Genomic DNA, 21,587 nt, shown 5'->3' with positions numbered 1-21,587 from the left:
GTATTTAATCCAATCCGATTTCAGCTTCGGCCCTCTCCACAACAATCCGGTTGCGGCCGCCATTCTTCGCTTCGTAAAGGGCCATATCTGCTCGATAGAAGAGAGACTCTACGCTGATCTTGTCATTGGTCCAGTTCCATTCGGAAATTCCGCAGGACACCGTTACGCGGGGATCGGTCTCTTCCGATACCCTTATGCGAATCCGTTCGGCGACCTGCATCGCCTGTTGAATGCCGAGTCCCGGCAAATACACGGCAAGCTCTTCACCGCCCCAGCGGGCTGGAATATCGCTGTGCCGTATCGTTGTCTTCACGATGCTGCTGACCTGCTTCAGAATTTTGTCCCCCCGCTGGTGACCGAACGTATCATTGACCTGCTTGAATTCATCGATATCCACAACGATGAGAGAACCGCAAAAATCACGGTTCTGACATTCATGGATCATTTCGTCAAGATAATGTCTCGCATACAGTTCAGTCAGCATATCCCGGTTAGCCATTCTCCTCACTTCCGCATGCAGAAAAGCATTCCCGATAGCCAGACCAATATGGCTAGTCAGAGCTTGAAGCAGCCGATAGCTGTCATAGGAAAAATAATGCGGCTTCGCATGGGTGAGAAGAACAACGCCCCGTACCTCACCGTTTACGGTTAGCGGAGTAGCAATCATCGAGCTGGAATGGGTGCTCTCCATCAGCCTGGATTCCGCCGGACGTTCTTCGTGATAGTCTGACAGGATGAGGGGCTCCTTCGAATGATAGACTAGGCCGCCCAAACCATAATCCTTCTCAAAGACCTCCTTGGCAAGCCACTCGGCGTTGCAGGATACCACTTCAAGACCGCCAAGCTCCTCGTTATAAATCAAAATGCAGCAGTAATCGGCCTCAAGAATCTTTAGCAGCTCATGGTTGGCAAATTGAAATATCTCCGCCAAATGCAGGCTTTTGTTCAACCGCTGTGTCAGTTCATTAATCATACGGAGCTCATGAATCATCAGATTGGACTGCTCGTACAATTTGGCATTCTCAAACGCGGTGCCGGCAGCGTCGGCCATCATCCCGAGCAGCTCCAGATCCATATCGGGCAGCTCGGACTTGTCCACTTCCACATGGAGTACGCCATAAACGCCCTGCTTGCCTCCCATGGGAATCCCGATTTCCACGATCGAATCGGATTCCTCATGTTCATCAATCGTAAGGGTACCCTCCATAAATGTCCGGACATAAACCTCTTTCTGCCAATGATGAAGCAGCAGAGGACGTACAAGCGGATGTCCACTCTCATGGTCCTGAGACATAAACAATTCGACTTTGGCCTTGGGATACAGCGCCAGGACACTGTCGATAGCCTCCACCAGCACGCTGTCCACATTAATCTGGACATGCATCCGTTTGACATACTGAAACATGATGGAACGCCTGTGCACCTCACGCTCAGCTTGGGTGTGGACTTTCTCCAGATCATCAGCAAACACGTACTCCAGCTTCCGATAGAAGCAGGAACGAAACAATAAGGCGTAGGTTTCTGTCAGCATAAGTGATTGTTCCGGCTCCATTGCCTGCGAGGAAACACTGACCATCACCGCAAAAACATCACCATGAATCCGAGTGAAGAGCGGGACAGCGCACAGTACACTTCCCTCAAACGAACCCTTTCCCATTCCTTGGGCCGCTTCCTTGGAGTTCAAAGCAAGCGATAATGTCTCATCTTTACTTACATTAAGGTATTCCGTTATATCGGAAGCCCCTGTCAGCCAAGCTCCCTCATGAGAAAGAAGGGCCCAGCTGAATTTCTTCATCGCCTGTGTGCCTGCGCTTTCTCTTAGCCACTCCAGATAGCTGTTTGATATGAGAGGCTGAATATAAGGGAAATCATGAGGTGTAATATCCAAGCTCTGAAGCCAAAAGCAAGGCTCGTTTCCAGGAATTGGCCCGGCATCATGAAACATAACTGCAGAACCGGGAGAGCTTTCATACACTTTCCGTTGATCTTCTGACATATTGGGCGCTCCTTTGCACCATTATAAAAGGCCTATCCAAGACTGGCGTTCCGATTCATAATGTAAGGATCCATTTGGCTGCCGCATGAATGGCGGTAACCCAGCTGTTCAACATGTTGGGAGGGTGCTACATAAACACCAGATAAATGTTACAATATGTAACTAGATAAATGAGACTACTCAATCCAATATCATCTTACTCTTTTCTACCCATTTTTGCATTAAAATTTATGCGTTTTTCACGATATTTTTAGGTCCATGGACCTATCGACAAAATTAGACAAAATCCAAGTTATAGTAAGTTGCAGGTTGAACTTGACTTTATATCATTACTTCATATAATATTTATTGTTGAGTAAGAATGCAATGCATTCCATGAATTTGGGCGGGTTGTGTCACCCTCACGTTATTTGTTACTGACAGGACAGCGGCTGAACTTTCCTGGCAGATCTTCCGGCAATTACGGTAGAGCAAACAAATACGGCGCAAATAGAGCCCTAATGAAACTTTAATTAAAAAGGAGTCTATATAACATGGCACGTTACACCGGTCCTAAATTTAAATTAAGCCGTCGTCTGGGAATCTCCCTGAGCGGTACAGGTAAAGAATTGGCTAAACGCCCTTTCCCTCCAGGTCAGCATGGTCCTAACCAACGGAGAAAAGTCAGCAATTATGGTATGCAGCTTCAAGAAAAGCAAAAGCTGCGTCACATGTACGGCTTGGGCGAGAAGCAATTTAAAACCCTGTTTAACAAAGCAACGGGCATGAAAGGTATCGCTGGTGAGAACTTTATGTTCCTGCTTGAGAGCCGTCTGGACAACCTGGTTTACCGTCTTGGCTTCAGCAACTCCCGTGCGGGTGCTCGCCAATTGGTAGCTCACGGTCACGTGACTGTGAACGGCAAGAAAGTCGATATCGCTTCTTACGCTGTAAGCACTGGCGATGTAATCGGTCTTCGTGAAAGAAGCCGCAGCCTTTCCTCCATCAAGGAAGCTTTGGCTAACCGTGTTCATCTTCCAGCTTACCTCGAGTTTGATGAAGCAGCAATGGAAGGGAAATACATCCGTCTTCCAGAACGTTCCGAACTTTCCCAAGATATCGATGAGAAACAAATCGTCGAATTCTACAACCGTTAAGATTAACTCGGAACCCAAAAAACCTGAAGGCCTTGGCCTTCAGGTTTTTTTTGTCTAACTGAATCCTCCCCAGGTTCAATAAGCTTAAGAAAGCTTCAGTCTGGCAAATTTACGCCTGCCCACTTGAACCACATCCCCATCCTGAGGGACGATCTCACTGTAAATGTCGCTGCATTTCTCTCCGTTCCATTTTACGGCCCCCTGCTGGATGCTCCGTCTGGCCTCGCCATTGGAAGCGGCAAAACCGAGCAGTGTCAGCAGATTAATAAGCATAATCTTTCCTTCCTTCAATTCTCCTTCGGGTACCATGTAAACCTCAATGTCTTCAGGAAGTGCCTTCTGCTGGAATACGGTCACAAAATGCTGCTGTGCAGCATCCGCCGCCTCTCTCCCATGATACATGCGAACGAGTGTGTACCCCAAACTCATCTTGGCATCCCGGGGATGGACGATTCCTTCCCGAAGCCCCCTCTCCAATCCGGACACTTCCTCACTTGCCATATCCGTGGCCAAGCTGAAGTATTTGAGCATGAGCTCATCCGGAACGGACATGGATTTACCGTAGATCTCATTTGGCTCTTCATCGATACCGATGTAATTCCCAAAGCTCTTGCTCATCTTCTGTACGCCGTCAAGTCCTTCGATAAGCGGCATCGTGATCGCAACCTGAGGCTCTGAGCCATACTCCTTCTGCAGGGTGCGCCCCATCAGCAAGTTAAACTTCTGATCCGTCCCTCCAAGCTCGACATCGGTCTGAAGCGCCACGGAATCCATCCCCTGCATCAATGGGTAAAAAAACTCGTGGATGCTGATCGGAAGCCCGCCCTGGTAACGTTTTGTAAAATCATCGCGCTCCAGCATCCGCGCCACCGTCACCTTTGCCGATAAGCTGACCACATCGGCAAAAGTCATAGGCGCAAGCCACTCGGAGTTGTAATATACCTTCGTTTTTTCAGGATCCAATACCTTGTATATTTGTTTTTTGTACGTTTCCGCATGCCGTCTAACATCTTCTTCCGACAGCTGCTTACGCGTTTCGGATTTGCCTGTCGGATCTCCGATTCTGCCGGTAAAGTCCCCAATGATGAGCTGTACTTCATGTCCGAGTTCCTGGAATTGACGCAGCTTCTGCAGCACGACGGTATGCCCGACGTGAAGATCGGGCGCTGACGGGTCCATCCCCAGCTTCACGCGCAGCGGCTCGCCGGTTACAACCGATTTTATCACCTTCTGCCTCATCGCTTCTTCCGGGATGATCTCCACCGCTCCACGGGAGATCACCTCCATCTGCCGTTCCACCTCTTGCTGCTGAACGTTCGATAAAACATCCCATTTCATGTTTCCGCACGCCTCCCTCTATTTATGAACGCAAAAAAGCTCCTACTCATCCCAAGGGACGAGTAGGAGCGCTCGCGTTACCACCCTAATTAGAATCCGTTATCTCTGGAACGGATTCTCACTTCATTGCCATAACGGGTTGTCATCCCGGAACCGGACTACTGTAACAGCCTCTCAGGTGTACGGCTCTTTTCCCCCGGTCAGCTCCGGACGGTAATTCAAAGGGGCTCGTTATCGGTTTGCACCACCCACCGACTCTCTGGAAACGAAAGGCTCCGCCTTCTACTGGGGTCCTTCAAAGCTTTTCACGATATGAACTTTCCATTATTTGTATCACATGCTTTCCGCAAAAGTCAATCTTCCTCAAAAAAGGACACGCTATATAGGGACACATGATTCAAAACCTTCGATTTATGCTATAATAGGTGCGTTAAAAGGAGGAGTATACATTCATGGTTGAGGAGAAAAAACAAGAGCCTGAAAAACAGAAGAAACCGCGTAAACGGTCCTTTCTGCGGGTGCTCGGATCCGTCATCGGATGGCTCTTTGTGGTGGGTCTGATGGGCGTTTTGTTCGCTGGAGGAGCCGTAGCAGGCTACGTGACCTCTATTGTTGAGAATGAGCCGGTAAGATCCAGGGCTCTCATCGAGAATACGGTGAACGACAATGCCATAACGGGCTTCGCCTACTTCGCGGATGGCTCACCGATCGGGCAGCTTAGAACCGAAGAAGACAGACGACCTGTGGAATTCAAGGATATTCCCCAGCTTGTTAAGGATGCCGTCGTATCCATAGAAGACAACCGTTTTTATACACATAAGGGTGTTGACATAAAAGGTACCGCTCGCGCCGTAAAGGAACGCGTCCTGAACGATCCGGTTCAAACCGGCGGCAGCACGTTGACGCAGCAGCTCGCCAGGCTCACTTTTTTAAGTCGCGACAAAACGGACAACCGCAAGGTAAAAGAAATGCTGCTTGCCATGCGGATGGAACGCTTTTTGAGTAAAGACCAAATTTTAACAGCCTACTTGAACAAGGTTCCTTACGGCAACGGTTCCAGCGGATACCAATTGTTCGGGATCAAGGCTGCGGCAAGAGGTATATTTAACATTAACAATCTGAATGATCTGAACGTGGCTCAAGCTGCATATTTGGCAGGTCTTCCGCAGCTACCGTCCTCCTATTCTGCTTTCAACGGCAAGGGGGAATTTGACGAGAAATCATTCAACCGGGCAATAAACCGCCAGCACCGCGTGCTGGCAAGCATGCTGGAAGAAGGTAAAATTACTCAAGCCGAGTATGAAGAGGCCAAGGCATTCGATATCAAAAAATCGCTTGCTCCTCGCACGCAGAAGGCCTATGTGACTTATCCTTATCTCATGATGGAAGTAGAACGCCAAGCATCGAATATCCTGATGCAGTTGGGCAAGGAAGCGGAAGAGAACGCAAAAGGCACGCAAGCGAACTCTCATCTGATGGATGCTTCCCGGGCCCAGCTCAGTACCGGCGGTTACCGTGTTTACACCACCATCGACCGGACATTATACAAAACCATGCGATCCATCGCGGAGGATGACAGCAACTACTTGCCTGACAGCCAGGAAAAAGGAATGGAGCAGACCGCCGCGATGATGATCGACAACAAAACCGGCGCCATTCTCGGCATGATTGAGGGCAGGGATTTTAACACAGAACAAATGAACTATGCTACGCAAATGAAACGACAACCTGGATCAGCTATGAAACCTATTGCCGCCTATTTACCGGCACTCGATTCGGGAGCAATTCAGCCTGCCAGCGTGGTGGACGATTCACCGATCATCTTAAAGGACTACAGCAAAGTGTTCCACATTCCCAAAAACTCGTACAGCGGGTACAGAGGATTGATGACGGCACGACAGGCATTGAACGATTCGACCAATACGGTGGCCCTCAAACTGTTTAACAACACGGTCGGAATCGAGAAAGCTTGGGAGTTTTCCAAGAAGCTGGGTATCACGACCTTGGAGGAAGACGATTATAACGCTTCAACAGGTGTACTCGGCGGGCTTCATTACGGCGTGACAGTAGAAGAACTCACCAATGCATACAGTTCCATCGGAAATCAAGGCAAATTCACGGATGCTTTCATGATTGAGAAAATCGTGGATTCCAAAGGTAATATTGTCTATAAACATGAAGTAAAACCGGAGCAGGTATTCTCCGAGCAGACAGCGTATCTTATGACGGATATGCTCCGTACCGTCATCACGAACGGAACAGGCAGCAAGGTCAGGGACACATACAAGAAATTCAATGAGGTTCCGGTCGTAGGTAAAACCGGATCTACCCAGAACTACGGGGATGTCTGGTTCATGGGATACTCGCCTGATGTTACGCTTGGCGTATGGGTCGGATACAAAGAACAAAAAAATACGCTCGTTGGAGACCAGCGCAAGCACGCCCAGGCCATTTGGGCAAGAATCATGAACGAAGCAACCGACGTTAAGCCCGATCTGTTCCCAACCAAAACGTTTGAGAAGCCTGAAGGCATAACCTCCAAAACGGTTTCGGCATACAGCGGCAAACTGCCGACCGCCTTAACGGACAGATTCGTAACGGATCTGTTTAATGTGAAGTTTGTGCCTACCGAAAGCGATGATGGCATCGCTAAAGCGAAATATATTACCTATCGGGGTGTAAATTACATTCCACAGGAAGCGACGCCTCTGGATATGTTGAGAGAACAAATCGTAATCAAGCGTGAGAAGCCCATTGATGAGCTGATTATAGAGCTGCAGAACGCCCTGAAGGTCATGAAAGGTGAAAAGAGATCACTGGAATCTTATCTGCCGCAGGACGCGAAGAAAGGGATGCCAAGCAGGCTCGACCCTAGAGCGGATGATGGCAAAGCCCCTACTCCACCGAAAAACGTTCATTATTCGATGGGCAGCGGCTCGATCAGCTTTAATGCCAGCGGATCTCCTGATGTTGTCGGATACCGGCTCTTTAAGTCCGTTAACGGCAGTCCGTATACACATCAAGGGCAGGTCGTGCTTGGCGACGAGAGTCTTGTCTTCTCGGGACTTGGAGCTGACGGGATGTTTACTTCCTATTACGTTGTCGCCGTTGACGTAGCCGGCAAAATATCTGAGCCAAGCGCCATTGTGGGCGGCACAGCGCCTGGATTTGAAGTTCCGGGCGACAACGAAGCGAATCCGGATGACGACATCGATAACCCTGGTGACGGCGTGACTGAGGGAGATCCCGATTTCGACCTGGAACTTGGGAATGAAGGTGCTACTACCGTACCGTCTGCACCAGGTCAGCCGACCCTCGTAGCTACCCCTGAGGGCTTTCAGGCCACCTGGAGCGGCAATGCTCCAGAGGAAGAGGTTATGGTTTACAACATCTACATCAGTCCAAATAGTGACGGCAATTACCAGATTCTTGGCTCAAGTAAGAGTACGGAGTTCTATTACTCCTCCGGTAACCCAATCGGCGGTACCTTTAGAGTAACTGCCGTAAATCCAATCGGTGAATCTGCTGCTTCACCGGCCGTATATTTCGAGAAAAAATAGATTAAAATATTAAAAAGCCAGCCCCTCTACAGAGATCGTCTGTTGGAAGGGCTGGCTTTATTTTTGCTTAAGCAGAAACTTCTAGTATAGTTCATCTTTTTTGGTAGAAGAAAAAAACGCCTGTCTCTAAAAAAACTGACAATGAAAATGGTCGTCACCATCTTCATTGTCAGTCCTTTCTTGATTACGGTTTAATCCTCAATGGTGGACAGATCGCCTGTCGGAAGATCCAGCTCCCACGCTTTCAGTACGCGGCGCATGATTTTACCGGAGCGCGTCTTCGGAAGTTTATCCTTAAACTCAATTTCACGAGGCGCAGCATGAGCGGAAAGTCCTTCCTTCACAAATCGGTAGATTTCATCCTTGAGCTCCTGAGTGGGTGTATACCCCTCGCGTAAGGAGATAAAGGCTTTAATGATCTCGCCACGGGTTACATCAGGCTTACCGATCACGCCTGCTTCAGCAACAGCCGGATGCTCAACCAGCTTGCTCTCGACTTCGAACGGTCCGATTCGCTCACCGGACGAATTAATCACATCGTCGATTCTGCCCTGGAACCAGAAGTATCCTTCTTCATCCATGTATGCCGAATCACCTGAAATGTACCAGCCCGGAATTCGGAAGTATTCTTCATACTTCGCCTCGTTATTCCAGATCGCTCTCATCATGGACGGCCAAGGTGTCTTGATTGCCAAATTCCCCATCGTGTACGGAGCCACTTCTTTCCCTTGATCGTCCAGGATAGCCGCTGTAATACCCGGCACCGGGCGCCCCATGGATCCTGGCTTGATCGCCATGCCCGGGTAATTACAGATCAACTGTCCGCCAGTCTCTGTCATCCACCATGTGTCATGGATACGCTGCTTGTAAGCCTTGTGTCCCCAACGCACCACCTCGGGATTAAGCGGCTCGCCAACGGATAAAATATGCCGTACATGGCTCAAATCATATTGGTCGATAAGCTCGGAGCCGGCACCCATCAGCATGCGGAATGCGGTCGGGGCGCTGTACCAAACCGTTACCTTATTGTTTACCAAAGTGCTATACCAATCCTGCGGACTGAAACGGCCGCCGCGAATAACATTGGTAACCCCGTTCAACCACGGTGCAAAAATGCCGTAGGACGTACCGGTTACCCAGCCCGGATCCGCCGTGCACCAATATATATCATCTTCCCTTAAATCCAATACAACCTTGCCCGTATAATAATGCTGAATCATGGCATTCTGCACGTGATACACGCCCTTCGGTTTCCCGGTAGAGCCTGATGTATAGTGCATGATCAATCCATCTTCCCGCTCAAGCCATTCAATCTCCAGCTCACTTGATGCAGCCTCTACTTCCTCGTGGTAGCTTACTAGCTGCGGGTCCTCCTCCTCAATTTCGCCAACGACAAAAATATGCTTCAGTTCGGGCAGCTCATCCCTCTTCACACGCGACAACAGTGCAGGCGTCGTAATCAATGCAACAGCTCCACTGTCCTCCAGACGATCCTTTACAGCTGTCTCCATAAAAGCCTCGAACAATGGGCCGACCACGGCGCCAACCTTCAGAATGCCCAGCAGACCGGCATAGAGCTCAGGACCGCGCGGCATAAAGATAAATACCCGATCACCTTTGCCAACGCCATATTTACGGAGTACATTACCGAACTTGTCGGATTTTTCTTTCAACTGCGCATAAGTAATAGATTCCTCACGATTGGCGTCACTGTACAGGAGAGCTACCTTATCTCCTCGCCCCTCTGCCACATGACGATCTATAGCTTCATAGGCCATATTCACTTTGCCCGTCTCATACCAAGTAAAATGTCTCTCGATTTCGTCCCATGAAAACTCGGAGCGTGCTTGCTCGTAACTCTTCATATTGGAATGTGAAACTTCACTTGGCAATATTTCGCTATGCGTTTGATTCATGATAACATCCTCCTCATTCTCAAATCGGTCTCCTCATAGTGGACAGCGCTTACAAAATGATTGAATGAAACATACATTTTACACATTGCGGTGGGTCGTCACGTTGTCGCAGTCATCGAGTCATTAACCCCTGAATTCGCAAGGAAACATATCGTTAAGTACGACACAAATGTGAAGATTTTATGTCGAAAAGATTATATCATAGCTCTCGTTTGCCTGTCATTGCTTTTCATTTTTTTATTTTTTTGCTATAAGTAGGGTATGGAATTGAAAGGAGCGTAACGGATGGAACACTGCAAGGTATACCAGTCTCATGTTTTGTTCCCTGAAGACCGCCGCCTGATCATCGAAGGACCTGTACCTCCTGAGCAACTATCCGAGCTAACCATGCACCCTGATCTCAAGGCATTTCGTCGTCCTGCGGAGCAGCATGAGGCATTGGTGGAAATTGCAGGCCTGCCCGAAGGCAGAATCATCATCACGAGAGACCAAGATATGATCGTTGGATATGTAACGTTTCATCACCCGGATGAGCAGGAACGCTGGTCAGAGGGCAATATGGAAGATTTGATTGAACTTGGTGCCATCGAGGTAGCGAAAGATTACCGTTCTCTGGGACTTGGGCAGCAGATGATCAAGACTGCATTTGAAGAAGAACAGATGGAGCGTTACATCGTGTTTACGACCGAGTACTACTGGCATTGGGATCTTAAAGGAAGCGGCCTTAACGTATGGGATTATCGTAAAATGATGGAACGCTTAATGAAAATCGTGGATATGGAGTGGTACGCAACCGATGACCCGGAAATCTGCTCCCATCCCGCCAACTGTCTCATGGTCAGAATTGGGCGGCACGTACCGCTTTCGTCACAAGAACAATTCGATCGTATCCGTTTCAGACAGCGGTTTATGTATTAAGTCGATATCCAATAAATAAAAACAAACTCCCCAAGGGCAAGCCCTTGGGGAGTTTGTCTATCTGCAGGCGCATACTGGATATGCATACCTACCAATTCCACAAAGTTTTTATTAAAGTTTGCCCAGCATGTAGTTCACGATTTCGTGTGAACGCTTGGAAGCTTTCACGGTAAACTCAGGGAAGTTGACATGCGCAGAACCGTCAGCCTTATCCGACATGGATCTGATCACCACATAAGGCACACCGTTCATATAACATACCTGGGCAACGGCAGAACCTTCCATTTCCGCGCAAACCCCGTTCAGATCCTCGTGAAGCGTCCGTACTGTATCGCGACTGGCAATGAACTGATCGCCCGAAAGAACCTTTCCGATGACGTAATGATTCGCCGCCTGCTCTTTGCACGCTTCCTCTGCCAGCTCGATCAACGAGGGATCAGCAGGAAAATCAGACACTGCCTGATACGGAATCACGCCGCGCGCAAAGCCGAGCGGCGTCACGTCCATATCGTGCTGCATGCAGGAAGAAGAGATGACGATATCGCCAATGTTCAGCTCCGGATGCAGCGCGCCCGCTACGCCGGTAAACAATATTTTGGTAACGCCATAGGCATCAATCAAGATTTGCGTGGTAACCGCGGCATTCACCTTACCCACTCCGCTCTTGCATACAACAACGCTCTTGCCATGAATCGTTCCCGAAGCATATGTAACCCCTGCACGGACTGCCGTTTCTTTATTCTCCAGTTGACTGAGAAGCATTTCCACTTCTTCGTCCATGGCCCCGATGAGGCCGATAACCTGTTTTGTCATACCGATATCCCTCCTGAATTCAAGACCACAAAATAATCCCACCAGAAAAAAGCCCCTTAAAACCAGGAGCTTTCTTCAAATCAATAGATGTCTAAATTGCTTTCATTCACACTTCTTACTCGTTCACATGACTAACCGAAAGCCGAAGAATCGTTTCATGCGGCAGAATCACGCGAGGATTCTCCACATTCTCCTTCTTCATCAGCTTGGTAAGCAAGCGCATAGCTACGGCTCCCAAATCATACATCGGTTGAGCTACCGTTGTCAGCTGTGGACGAACCATCGAAGCCATCCGAATATTATCTACGCTGATAATAGAGAAATCATCCGGCACTTTGTAGCCTTCATCCTGAATGCTATGAATAGCGCCAATTGCCATCTCATCGGTAGCAGCGAAAATAGCCGTCGGTTTCTTCTTAAGTCCCAGGAAGTATTTCATCGCTTCCACGCCAGACTCATAGCGATAGTTACCAATACGCACCAGATCCTCTTGATACTCGATGCCGGCAGTTTCCAGTGCCTTCTTGTAGCCTTGGAAACGTGCATAACCGTTCGCCGGATCCTGAAGCGTGCCACTGATCATGGCAATCTCACGGTGCCCGTGCCGGATCAGCGTGTTTACCGCATCAAACGCAGCCTGTTCATGATCAATGTCAACGGAAGGATAAGAACCTCTCTCGTCACTTGTCGCACAAAGAACAATCGGCACAGCCGATGTCTGGAACGCCTGGATATGCTCGTCCGTCACCGTTCCACCCATAAACAACAAACCGTCCACTTGCTTCTCAAGCAATGTGTTGATAACGCGGATTTCTTTTTCCTTACGTTTGTCGGCATTACACAAAATTATATTATAGTGGTACATGTTAGCAATATCCTCAATACCACGGGCAATCTCCGCAAAGATCGAGTTCGAAATGTCAGGGATCACAACGCCGACGGTTGTGGTCTTCTTGCTGGCCAGACCTCTGGCTACCGCATTCGGACGATACCCTAAACGTTCAATCGCTTCGTATACTTTTTTCCGGGTCTGAGGCTTAACGTTCGGGTTATTGTTTACAACCCGTGATACCGTCGCCATGGAAACGCCTGCTTCGCGCGCAACATCGTAAATGGTTACCGTCAAATTCCTTCTCTCCATTGCCAATAGATTTTCATTCGTTCAATACCAATTGAATTTATGATACGACAAATTACTGCTTTGTGCAACGACACGGCATTAGATGCCGTCCAATTGAGCTTTCAGCGCTTCAGCCGTAATATGGGAATGGGATGTATGCCAGACTGGCGCTCCTTCTTTTACAAGAATAACTTGTGGCGATTCGTGCTGTATGCTTAGAGTTTCCGCAGCTTGACTCGACACCGGACGGTCGGCAATGACGTCGATCCATACATAGTCGATCCGCCCGTTCGGCTGGTCCTCCAGGTAAGCTTGCACTTCCTTATAGGCTCCGGCACTAATTGGGCATCTGGTACTATGTTTGAACAACAGCAAGGGCCTCTGCTCCGAAGATTCAAGGGTGCTGCGCAACTCTTCTATAGTAGTCATTTTCGTCAACGTCGCCATAGGATATACATTCCCTTCATTGTATTGAAGTTCCTATCCTCTATCCTAACAAAAAGTGCGTGAAAAATCCAACAACCGCGAAAATTTTCTGAAAATTATCTTGCATAATTTCCCGAATTTTCAGGAACGAGAGATTTAATCGTGCTTAACTGCTCGAGACGCCCCTCAATTTGTCTCATCCAGTCACCGTCGCCTAGGCTCTGGGCATAACGAAATAGATCCAACAGCATATTGATCCGCTCGTCAAAAACTTCCATGCAGCGTGTCTGCCATTCTACCGACGAATCATCATCGTATGTACGGAACACTTCTCGAAGTACGTATGCAGACTCATTAACATCCGCGAACGAAACGTGTATTCGTCCGGTCTCCTTGCTAATCGATGCGAGATAGCGAAGTAAATCCGGTTTAATAAGAGGCAGAAGCTCATACTTCTTGCAAGCCTGACAGGCATAAACAGGAACATGATATATTCGAGTCCTTCTTTCATGAATCAGCTTTCTTAATTCCAACTTCATCCATTGTCCACAGTTGCAGGTTTTGAACAAAATGCCCACCCCAAATCCTATCACGTAATCTAATCCCAACAGCCTATGTCACAAATCTGTCACCTAAACTAGTTCTATTCGACTATCATACCAAAGAATCCTGCTAATTTGTGATAATGCTTTATTTACCAGATATGTTTCCGAATGTTTTTTTTCTTTGATCATTCCTATGAAACTGCCCTCCATTTTTGTTACACTAAGTAAGTCAAGGTAACGTATTCGGTCGTGATACGGATACATCAGGATATCTGCGAGAAAGGGGTTATATCAATCATGAGATTGGCTGGAAAAAAAGTAATAGCGCTTGTAGACGAAGAATTTGAGGATCTGGAACTATGGTATCCCGTTTACCGGGTCCGTGAGGAAGGGGCAGAAGTCCATCTTGCCGGGTTTGAAAAAGGAAAAACTTACACGGGCAAATATGGTGTTCCCGCTCAAGCTGAATATTCATTTGAAGAGCTGAACAGCAAGGATTATGATGGAATTCTCGTTCCGGGCGGCTGGGCGCCGGACAAGCTGCGGCGTTATGATAAAGTGCTGCAACTGGTTAAAGAAATGAATGCGGACAAAAAACCGATCGGACAGATCTGCCACGCCGGATGGGTACTCATCTCCGCCAAAATCCTGGACGGCATTACGGTTACTTCCACACCGGGAATCCGCGACGATATGGAAAATGCCGGTGCAATCTGGAAGGATGAAGCGGTCGTGACCGACGGTCATATTATTTCCGCCCGCCGTCCACCGGATCTGCCGCCGTACGGCAAAGCCTTTTGCGATGCTCTGGCACTGCAAGGCTAAAAGCTCCACTGCACACAAAAACAGCCGCTCATTTCACCAAGAAGGACTCCTGGTGTGATAGGCAGCTGTTTTTGATGTGGGTATAGCTTTGCTTGTCCACTCAAAAAAGAAACATGAAAATTGTAACGTCATCCTTCTTCTTCAGGTTGGCTTTTTAAGAGGCCGTGCTGTCCGTACCGTTAGTTCCGTTCAGATAACTGCTGCGTTCGGCAAAGGCGCTGAGTCGCTCTTCGACAGCGGAGCTGGTACGCAATTTGAAGCATGCCGCTGCCTCCCCCTTCGCTTCTGCCGCATTGGTATTCAAGATACGATGCTTCACGCGAAGCAAGGATTGCGGCGACATGCTTAGATCCTTAACGCCAAGCTCCAGCCATATCGGAATCGCCCGCTCGTCCCCGGCCATTTCTCCACACACGCTGACCGGTATGCCTGCCTCATGCGCAGCCTCCACCGTCGTCCGAAGCATGCGCAAGACCGCAGGATGAAACGGATGGTACATGTGCGCGATCTGCTCATTCATTCGGTCGACCGCCAGCACATACTGAACAAGATCATTTGTCCCGATGCTGAAGAAATCAGCTTCCTCAGCCAATAAATCCGAGATGGTGACTGCTGCTGGCACCTCAATCATGATGCCGACCTTAATGTTTGGATCGTATGCGATGCCGCGTTGGTCCAAATCGGCCATCGCACGCCGCAGCACGGCATTAGCCTGCTTGACTTCCTCTATCGAGGATATCATCGGATACATGATTTTGACGTTACCAAAAGCGCTGGCCCTCAGAATGGCGGACAGCTGGGTCTGGAACGGCTCTGTGCGGTCCAGGCTGATGCGGATGGCGCGGTAACCCAGGAAAGGGTTCTCTTCTTCCGGCAGCCCGAAATAATCCAGCTGCTTATCGCCGCCAATGTCCAGCGTACGGATCACGACCGAGGACTCACCTGCGTTCTCCGCAACCAGTTTATACACTTCAAATTGCTCTTCTTCCGAAGGGAAGTTGTGGCGATCCATATATAAAAATTCCGTCCGGAACAATCCGACTCCCTGTGCGCCGTTCTTCAGCGCAATCTCCATTTCTTTAACGGAGTTCATATTCGCAGCCAGATTAAAATAGGTTCCATCCTTCGTAACCGCATCAACGGTTGCCAGGAGCTGCAGCTGCTCTTTCTTTTTCCGTTGCTGCTCGCGGATCCCTTCGTAACGCTCTACAACCAGCGTGTCGGGCTCCAAATACAGCAAGCCTTCATCCCCATCCACAACTAGATGCTGTCCGGTCTGGATCGGGTTATCCAGCTTGTTCTCAATCCCGGATACGAGCGGTATGCCGAGAGCGCGGGCCATAATCGCCGAGTGAGAGGTCTTGCCACCCGTCATCGTCACGATGCCAAGAACGTGGGAAGGGTTAAGGTGCACAAGCTGAGACGGAGAAAGTTCCTTCGCAACCAAAATATAAGGCTGCGTATCAGCCGGAAGCTTGACTTCCGGAGCACCGAGAAGATGCTTGAGCAGCCGATTGCCAACATCCTTAATATCCAGCGCCCGCTCCTTCATATACTCGTCGTCCAGCAAATCGAACATGGATACGAAATGATCGATGGCCTCTTTAACCGCCACCTCGGCAGCCTTGTACTGACGCTCGATGATCCCTTGAATTTCGTTCATGAACACGGGATCCTCCAGTATGGCCAGATGCGCATCAAAGATCTGCGACTCCTCGTGACCCACCATTTCCTTGAATTCGTTCTTGATATATTCAATTTCATTCTTGGAGGTTCGTATGCCTTCATATAAGCGCTCGAACTCTTTGGCTAAATCGACAGCATCCATTTCGGAATCCGGAAGGTCCAGCTCCCAATGCGGCAGTACGAAAGCCTTACCGATCGCTACGCCTGTTGCTGCGCCAATGCCTTGTATCATGATTCTCTACCCCCAGCATTACTCTCATTTAATACGACGGACATGACAGATGACTGTCCTCTCTTAACGGACTTGAATGGAGCAAAGCTCCAAGACCTTACTTTATCGGGATTGGTGATCACCATCGGTGTGGCCAGTGATGCGGCATGTGTCTTTAAATATGCCAGATCGAACTTGACCAGCAATTGCCCCGGCTCAACGGTATCCCCTTCACTTACCACAGCTGAAAACGGTCCTTTCAGTTGAGAGGTATCGATCCCGATATGAATCAACACCTCGAGTCCATCCGGCGTTGAAATGCCAATGGCATGCATCGTCGGATAGACATGCATCACGGTTCCATATACCGGAGATACAAGTTCCCCTTTTTCCGGAATGAACGCAACGCCGTTGCCGACAAGCTTGGCGGCAAAAATATCATCCGGCACTTCGTCAATCGGAAGCATGCGTCCCTGTACGGGCGCGCTGAACAGAACGCGCGGTAAATCTTGCTGCATCAGCTTATTTATCTCTTCGCGGATGAGCTCAGAATACGTCCCGAATACCACCTGGACATTACCGCCGCCCAGCTTGATGATGCCTGCAGAACCGAGCAATTTCAGTGCGTCCGAATCAATCTGGCGGTCATTGTATACGGTCAATCGAAGACGCGTCATGCAGGATTGGACCTGAACGATGTTGTCTTTCCCTCCAAGCGCCTCCAGAATAAGCGGTGCCTGATAGGGAATGTCTCCTGCCCGGCCTTCCAGCGCCGAGCCTTCTTCACGCCCGGGTGTCGGGATTTCGAAGGTGCGAATGGCCCAACGGAACAGAAAATAGTAAACGATGCCGTATACGGCCCCGATCGGTATGATGATCCAGGCGTTCTGCGACAAGTGAAAATTGAGTACATAATCAATAAATCCGGCCGAGTATGAAAACCCGTGATGGATATCAAACGCATAGGTAAGCACCATCGCGAACCCGGCCATCAGGGCGTGGAGCACATACAGATAAGGAGACGCAAATAAGAATGCGAATTCAATCTGCTCCGATACCCCGGTCAAAAAACAGACAAGCGCGGATCGCATAAACGTTTTTTTCACTTTCGGCTTCAAATCTTCCCGTGCCTCTTGAATAATGGCAAATGCAATCGCCGGCAGGGCAAACATCATAATCGGGAATAACCCGGCCATGAAGTCGCCCGCTGTCGGATCACCCGCGAAGAATCGGGGCAGATCCCCCTGAACAACGGTACCGTCTTCCGTCTCGTACGAGCCTAGCTGAAACCAATATACGTTGTTCAACAAGTGATGCAGACCAAATGCCGTCAGTACCCTGTACAAAATGCCGTAGAGAAATAATCCGAATGCCCCCATATGTACGGTCAGATCATAAAAAGCATCTAAGCCACGCTGTACCATGGGAGCCATCCCCAGCATGATCCATGCAAATATCGTGGAGAACAGTCCCATGAACAAAAGCACGAATCGGGAGCCCCCAAAAAACTGTATAGCTTCAGGAAGCTTAATATGTTTGAACCGGTTATAAACGTAACCGGACATTACCCCAAAGATAATACCAATCAAGGTCGAGGGCTGTACACTCCCGTCCCCGAGACGGGATATAACCTGATCGTAGATGAACATGCCAGCCAGAGCGGCAAGGCCTGCGGGTCCTCCCTGGTTCGAGAGCCCCCATGCGACACCGATGGCAAATAAATACGGCATATAATAAAATACGCCGTGCCCCGCTGCCTGGGCAATCTCGCCCAAGGTACCGAAGCCCCACGCCGACCATGGCAGACTCCCCACGCTAAGCAGGAGAGCTGCCGCCGGAAGCGCCATTGTAGGGAGCATAACTGCTCTGCCCAGCTGTTGTAATGATCCCAACCAATTCAAGGCGAGCCCTCCTTTCTATCCTTGATGGTAAGCGCTGCGCCTGTTTTTGTCAAAAAGAAATCAGGGCAAATGCCACATAGAAAAGCAAGCCTCACGAGCAGTGCCTCGGCAAGCCCGGATCGTGTCCAGTCTGCCGCGGCTGCTTCAACATAAGGCTTGCTCCTAATTCCAATTCACCAACTCAAATCTTAACGTCCGCCCAAAGCGATGGAATCCTCGACCTTAATGCAGCGGTCCATGATGGCAATCATGCCGCTCTTCTCCGCGATGGCCGCCGCCTCTTCACTGATAATGCCCTGCTGAAGCCAGAGCACCTTGGCTCCAATCTCGGCAGCCTCCCGCGCCACATCGGCACAATATTCGCTGCGTCTGAACACATTGACGATATGGATCGGCTCCGGAATGTCCTTCAGGGATGGATAACTCTTCTCCCCAAGTATTTCTGTTGCACCAGGGTTAACCGGGATAATCCGGTATCCGCGCATTTGCATCGCAGCAGAAACCATATGGGAAGTACGATCCGGCCGGTCAGACAGACCGACAACAGCGATATTGCCTGCGTTTCGCAATATATCCGCGATTTCTTCGCGCGTAGGATTTTCAAATGCCATGCTTCATGACCACCTTTCCATTCGTAATAGACGAGCCGCTTGGCTATTCCTTTATTTTACCCATTCTACATTGGCTCCAAGCGCCTTCATGTGATCAAAATATTGCGGGTACGACTTGGCCACATGATGCGCATCCTTAATCCGTATCGGCTGATGTGCGCGAAGTCCGACCACAGTCAGGGCCATAATGACCCGATGATCATAATGGGCATTGATCTCCACGCCGCCCTCGACGCCTTCCGGACGGCCGTGTACGATGATCTCGGCCTGGCGTTCCTCAACGTTCGCTCCGGCTTTGCGCAATTCGTTCAAATAATCCGTAATCCGGTCGCATTCCTTATAGCGGAGATTCTCCACATTGTAGAATCGGGAGGTTCCTTCCGCAAACACAGCTGCCGCTACCATCGCAAGTACCGCATCCGTCGCCGCATCTCCGTCGAATTCCAAAGCCTTCAGGGTTCGGTTGCCCTGGACATGGACATTTCCGTCCTTGTGCGTGAGGGGAACCTCCATCATCCGAAGGACGTCAATAATAGCCCGTTCCCCCTGCTTGCTGTCCTCTGACAGATTACGGATGGTTACATCCGACTGCGTGACCGCAGCCGCCGCCAGGACGGCAGCAGAGCCCGGATAATCGCCTTGAACCGTATAGGTCTTCGCTTCGTAGGATTGATCGCCAGGAACCCGGAAGAGAGTATAATCATCCGCTGCGTGAATCGTAATGCCTGCTTGCTCCAGCACTTCCAGGGTCTGACCGATAACAACCTTGGATTTCAAATCTCCGGTAACGGTAATCTCGCTGTCCTCTGAAAGCAGTGGCGTTAAGAACAACAGTGCGCTTAAGTACTGCGAACTCACTTCGCCAGATACGGTAAGCTTTCCGCCTTTCGGCTGACCGCCACGAATCGTGATCGGCAGTTTGCCTTCGTTATGCTCCACTTCCACGCCTAATTGACCAAGCGTCTCAATGAGATCATCATGAGGACGTTTGCCCAGTGATTCCGGATAGGTATTGACGAAGGTAACCTCTTTAGACAACGCTGTGACGCCCATCAGGAAGCGCAAAACGGCACCGGCGTTACCGACGTTCAGTTCCTTCACATCCCGCGGCGATTTGCCAAAGCCCGTAATGACCGCCTTCTCCTCGTCCTCCTCGATCACGGCTCCGAGATCCCGGATGCAGCGTCGCATGGCGTCGCTATCCTCGCTATGAGCTGGGTAATAAATCGTGCTTGTTCCTTCGGCAAGTGCAGCTACCAGCAAGTAACGTGTTGTATAGTTCTTGGAGGATAACGCTCCAATCTCTCCGTTTAATATAGGCGTAGGCTTGACGATTACATCCATGGTATGTATCTCTCCTTGTATATATTAGGTTATGATTAACCAACCTTAAAATCTCCCTTAGGATAAATTGACAGGGAAAGAACCGCTTGGTTATCATAGTTCATGTGAACTGGATATTCAGATCGTTAGGATCTTAATCATTTATTATCAGAAAAGAGGTCTATATGATGAAACCGATCCCTCAAATGGAAACATCGGAGCTTAGAAGCCGGCTTCAAAACGGCGAAAATGTGTACATGATTGATGTCCGCGAGGACGAGGAAGTTGCAGCCGGCATGATCAGCGGCGCCAAGCATATTCCTATGGGCGAGATTCCGAATCGTATGGACGAAATTCCGCGCGATCAGGAGGTCGTCTTCATCTGCCGCAGCGGCGGTCGCAGTCAACATGTATGCGAATTTTTGAATCACCAGGGCTTGACTAATGTAATCAACATGAAGGGCGGCATGCTTCAATGGCATGACGATGAAGAATAAACAAGCCATGAAGAAGGTGCGGGATGATCGTGATCTCCGCCTTTTTTGCATGATCCGACCCAAGTAGAATCTACAGATTCACCCCTAGAGACTGATTCATGATCATCGCCTCTAGGCCGTTTGCTGACCATCTTAGCCGCGGTAATGCGTTAAAATGTCAGTCGCTACTTCCCCCGCGGATCGGCCAACCGTATCCACGATGACATCCGCAAACAGGTATTTGTCCTTTCGTTCATCCAGGATACGCCGAACTCTATCTTCGACATCCCCCGCAAGCAGCGGCCGATTGGCATCACCGCGTACCCGTTCGACGATGCTGGCAGCATCGGCTGTAAGAGCAACGACCCAGCCATCACGTTTCATTACGTCACAATTCTCGGAACGAAGCACGGCTCCTCCGCCGGACGCTACGACAATGCCTTTCCGTTGTAAAACGCTGCGCAGTGCAACAGATTCAGCCTCACGGAAGTACGGCTCTCCATCTGCTTTAAACATCTCGGAAATCGTTCTGCCTTCCATCCTCTCAATTTCCGCATCCAGATCGATCAGGGTGTAGCCGAGCGTGTCTGCCAGAAGACGCCCTACGGTTGACTTGCCCGTACCCATCATCCCGATCAGAATGATGTTCCTACCTATATTTTCCAATTCGACACCCCATTTGCTGCTTCACTGTAAAGGTTGCTCATATCATACCACAGCCCCAAATCTTTCGACAATGGACCTGACTCTCTAAATTGTTCTTATGCGAGTAACCCCCAAAGTAAA

The 21,587-nt window shown here is 49.5% G+C and carries 17 protein-coding genes and 1 other annotated feature; of the genes, 5 read left to right on the top strand and 12 right to left on the bottom strand.

Annotated elements, in window-relative coordinates:
- Positions 1–4 precede the first annotated feature (4 nt).
- Positions 5–1,996: a sensor domain-containing diguanylate cyclase gene (locus ACQKPA_RS19310; protein WP_427494148.1), complete on the bottom strand. Its 1,992-nt coding sequence runs from the start codon at positions 1,994–1,996 to the stop codon at positions 5–7.
- Between the two features lie 533 nt (positions 1,997–2,529).
- On the opposite strand from ACQKPA_RS19310, the gene rpsD reads away from it, so the two are divergent.
- Positions 2,530–3,132 (top strand): 30S ribosomal protein S4, encoded by a 603-nt coding sequence (rpsD, locus tag ACQKPA_RS19305; protein ID WP_100536080.1) that lies wholly within the window; start codon positions 2,530–2,532, stop codon positions 3,130–3,132.
- Between the two features lie 84 nt (positions 3,133–3,216).
- Here rpsD and tyrS read toward each other — a convergent pair whose 3' ends face one another.
- Positions 3,217–4,470, bottom strand: coding sequence for a tyrosine--tRNA ligase (gene tyrS, locus ACQKPA_RS19300; protein ID WP_427494145.1), 1,254 nt, complete (start codon positions 4,468–4,470; stop codon positions 3,217–3,219).
- A 51-nt stretch (positions 4,471–4,521) separates the two neighbouring features.
- Positions 4,522–4,778: a binding site (T-box leader), on the bottom strand.
- Between the two features lie 144 nt (positions 4,779–4,922).
- On the opposite strand from tyrS, the gene ACQKPA_RS19295 reads away from it, so the two are divergent.
- Positions 4,923–8,030, top strand: coding sequence for a transglycosylase domain-containing protein (locus ACQKPA_RS19295; protein WP_427494144.1), 3,108 nt, complete (start codon positions 4,923–4,925; stop codon positions 8,028–8,030).
- A 191-nt stretch (positions 8,031–8,221) separates the two neighbouring features.
- Here the strand turns inward: ACQKPA_RS19295 and acsA are convergent, their stop codons facing one another.
- Entirely contained in the window at positions 8,222–9,946 is a 1,725-nt protein-coding gene (gene acsA / locus ACQKPA_RS19290; RefSeq protein ID WP_427494142.1) for an acetate--CoA ligase, read from the bottom strand.
- A 285-nt stretch (positions 9,947–10,231) separates the two neighbouring features.
- Between acsA and ACQKPA_RS19285 the strand changes: the two genes are divergently transcribed.
- A complete protein-coding gene (locus tag ACQKPA_RS19285; RefSeq protein ID WP_071223676.1) occupies positions 10,232–10,864 on the top strand; it encodes a GNAT family N-acetyltransferase in 633 nt (210 codons plus the stop codon).
- 111 nt (positions 10,865–10,975) lie between these two features.
- Here the strand turns inward: ACQKPA_RS19285 and ACQKPA_RS19280 are convergent, their stop codons facing one another.
- From ACQKPA_RS19280 to ACQKPA_RS19265, 4 genes are all read right to left on the bottom strand, one after another.
- Entirely contained in the window at positions 10,976–11,677 is a 702-nt protein-coding gene (locus ACQKPA_RS19280; protein ID WP_427494141.1) for a 5'-methylthioadenosine/adenosylhomocysteine nucleosidase, read from the bottom strand.
- Between the two features lie 115 nt (positions 11,678–11,792).
- Positions 11,793–12,803 carry a catabolite control protein A gene (ccpA, locus tag ACQKPA_RS19275; protein WP_071223674.1) on the bottom strand — a complete coding sequence of 337 codons (1,011 nt, stop codon included), beginning with the start codon at positions 12,801–12,803 and terminating at the stop codon, positions 11,793–11,795.
- A 93-nt stretch (positions 12,804–12,896) separates the two neighbouring features.
- The gene (gene ytxJ / locus ACQKPA_RS19270) at positions 12,897–13,244 is read right to left on the bottom strand and encodes a bacillithiol system redox-active protein YtxJ (RefSeq protein ID WP_427494140.1); all 348 of its coding nucleotides are present in this window, start codon (positions 13,242–13,244) and stop codon (positions 12,897–12,899) included.
- 95 nt (positions 13,245–13,339) lie between these two features.
- Positions 13,340–13,762 (bottom strand): hypothetical protein, encoded by a 423-nt coding sequence (locus tag ACQKPA_RS19265; RefSeq protein WP_427494139.1) that lies wholly within the window; start codon positions 13,760–13,762, stop codon positions 13,340–13,342.
- A gap of 303 nt (positions 13,763–14,065) precedes the next feature.
- On the opposite strand from ACQKPA_RS19265, the gene ACQKPA_RS19260 reads away from it, so the two are divergent.
- A complete protein-coding gene (locus ACQKPA_RS19260; protein WP_427494138.1) occupies positions 14,066–14,593 on the top strand; it encodes a type 1 glutamine amidotransferase domain-containing protein in 528 nt (175 codons plus the stop codon).
- A gap of 154 nt (positions 14,594–14,747) precedes the next feature.
- Here the strand turns inward: ACQKPA_RS19260 and ptsP are convergent, their stop codons facing one another.
- From ptsP to aroA, 4 genes are all read right to left on the bottom strand, one after another.
- Positions 14,748–16,511, bottom strand: a complete 1,764-nt coding sequence (ptsP, locus tag ACQKPA_RS19255; protein WP_427494136.1) for a phosphoenolpyruvate--protein phosphotransferase — start codon at positions 16,509–16,511, stop codon at positions 14,748–14,750.
- A complete protein-coding gene (locus tag ACQKPA_RS19250; protein WP_071223670.1) occupies positions 16,508–18,391 on the bottom strand; it encodes a glucose PTS transporter subunit IIA in 1,884 nt (627 codons plus the stop codon). Before ACQKPA_RS19250 ends, ptsP begins: the two co-directional genes overlap by 4 nt.
- Positions 18,392–18,579: 188 nt before the next feature.
- Positions 18,580–19,002 carry a CoA-binding protein gene (locus tag ACQKPA_RS19245; protein ID WP_071223669.1) on the bottom strand — a complete coding sequence of 141 codons (423 nt, stop codon included), beginning with the start codon at positions 19,000–19,002 and terminating at the stop codon, positions 18,580–18,582.
- Between the two features lie 51 nt (positions 19,003–19,053).
- Positions 19,054–20,346 (bottom strand): 3-phosphoshikimate 1-carboxyvinyltransferase, encoded by a 1,293-nt coding sequence (gene aroA, locus ACQKPA_RS19240; protein WP_427494135.1) that lies wholly within the window; start codon positions 20,344–20,346, stop codon positions 19,054–19,056.
- Positions 20,347–20,513: 167 nt separating this feature from the next.
- On the opposite strand from aroA, the gene ACQKPA_RS19235 reads away from it, so the two are divergent.
- Entirely contained in the window at positions 20,514–20,822 is a 309-nt protein-coding gene (locus tag ACQKPA_RS19235; RefSeq protein WP_427494362.1) for a rhodanese-like domain-containing protein, read from the top strand.
- A 132-nt stretch (positions 20,823–20,954) separates the two neighbouring features.
- Here the strand turns inward: ACQKPA_RS19235 and ACQKPA_RS19230 are convergent, their stop codons facing one another.
- Entirely contained in the window at positions 20,955–21,467 is a 513-nt protein-coding gene (locus tag ACQKPA_RS19230) for a shikimate kinase (RefSeq protein ID WP_427494134.1), read from the bottom strand.
- Positions 21,468–21,587: the final 120 nt, after the last annotated feature.

The organism is Paenibacillus sp. NPDC093718, from assembly GCF_050279985.1.
In the GTDB taxonomy this organism is placed as follows: Bacteria; Bacillota; Bacilli; order Paenibacillales; family Paenibacillaceae; genus Paenibacillus_AQ.
Note: the sequence above shows the minus strand (reverse complement) of the source record. Positions and strands in the feature narration are given on the sequence as shown.

Coding starts and splice junctions, on each gene's coding strand:
- aroA (WP_427494135.1), bottom strand. CDS start 20,346: ATGGATGTAATCGTCAAGCCTACGCCTATATTAAACGGAGAGATTGGA.
- ACQKPA_RS19260 (WP_427494138.1), top strand. CDS start 14,066: ATGAGATTGGCTGGAAAAAAAGTAATAGCGCTTGTAGACGAAGAATTT.
- ptsP (WP_427494136.1), bottom strand. CDS start 16,511: ATGATACAAGGCATTGGCGCAGCAACAGGCGTAGCGATCGGTAAGGCT.
- ACQKPA_RS19265 (WP_427494139.1), bottom strand. CDS start 13,762: ATGAAGTTGGAATTAAGAAAGCTGATTCATGAAAGAAGGACTCGAATA.
- ACQKPA_RS19295 (WP_427494144.1), top strand. CDS start 4,923: ATGGTTGAGGAGAAAAAACAAGAGCCTGAAAAACAGAAGAAACCGCGT.
- acsA (WP_427494142.1), bottom strand. CDS start 9,946: ATGAATCAAACGCATAGCGAAATATTGCCAAGTGAAGTTTCACATTCC.
- rpsD (WP_100536080.1), top strand. CDS start 2,530: ATGGCACGTTACACCGGTCCTAAATTTAAATTAAGCCGTCGTCTGGGA.
- ACQKPA_RS19280 (WP_427494141.1), bottom strand. CDS start 11,677: ATGACAAAACAGGTTATCGGCCTCATCGGGGCCATGGACGAAGAAGTG.
- ACQKPA_RS19245 (WP_071223669.1), bottom strand. CDS start 19,002: ATGGCATTTGAAAATCCTACGCGCGAAGAAATCGCGGATATATTGCGA.
- tyrS (WP_427494145.1), bottom strand. CDS start 4,470: ATGAAATGGGATGTTTTATCGAACGTTCAGCAGCAAGAGGTGGAACGG.
- ACQKPA_RS19235 (WP_427494362.1), top strand. CDS start 20,514: ATGAAACCGATCCCTCAAATGGAAACATCGGAGCTTAGAAGCCGGCTT.
- ACQKPA_RS19285 (WP_071223676.1), top strand. CDS start 10,232: ATGGAACACTGCAAGGTATACCAGTCTCATGTTTTGTTCCCTGAAGAC.
- ytxJ (WP_427494140.1), bottom strand. CDS start 13,244: ATGGCGACGTTGACGAAAATGACTACTATAGAAGAGTTGCGCAGCACC.
- ACQKPA_RS19310 (WP_427494148.1), bottom strand. CDS start 1,996: ATGTCAGAAGATCAACGGAAAGTGTATGAAAGCTCTCCCGGTTCTGCA.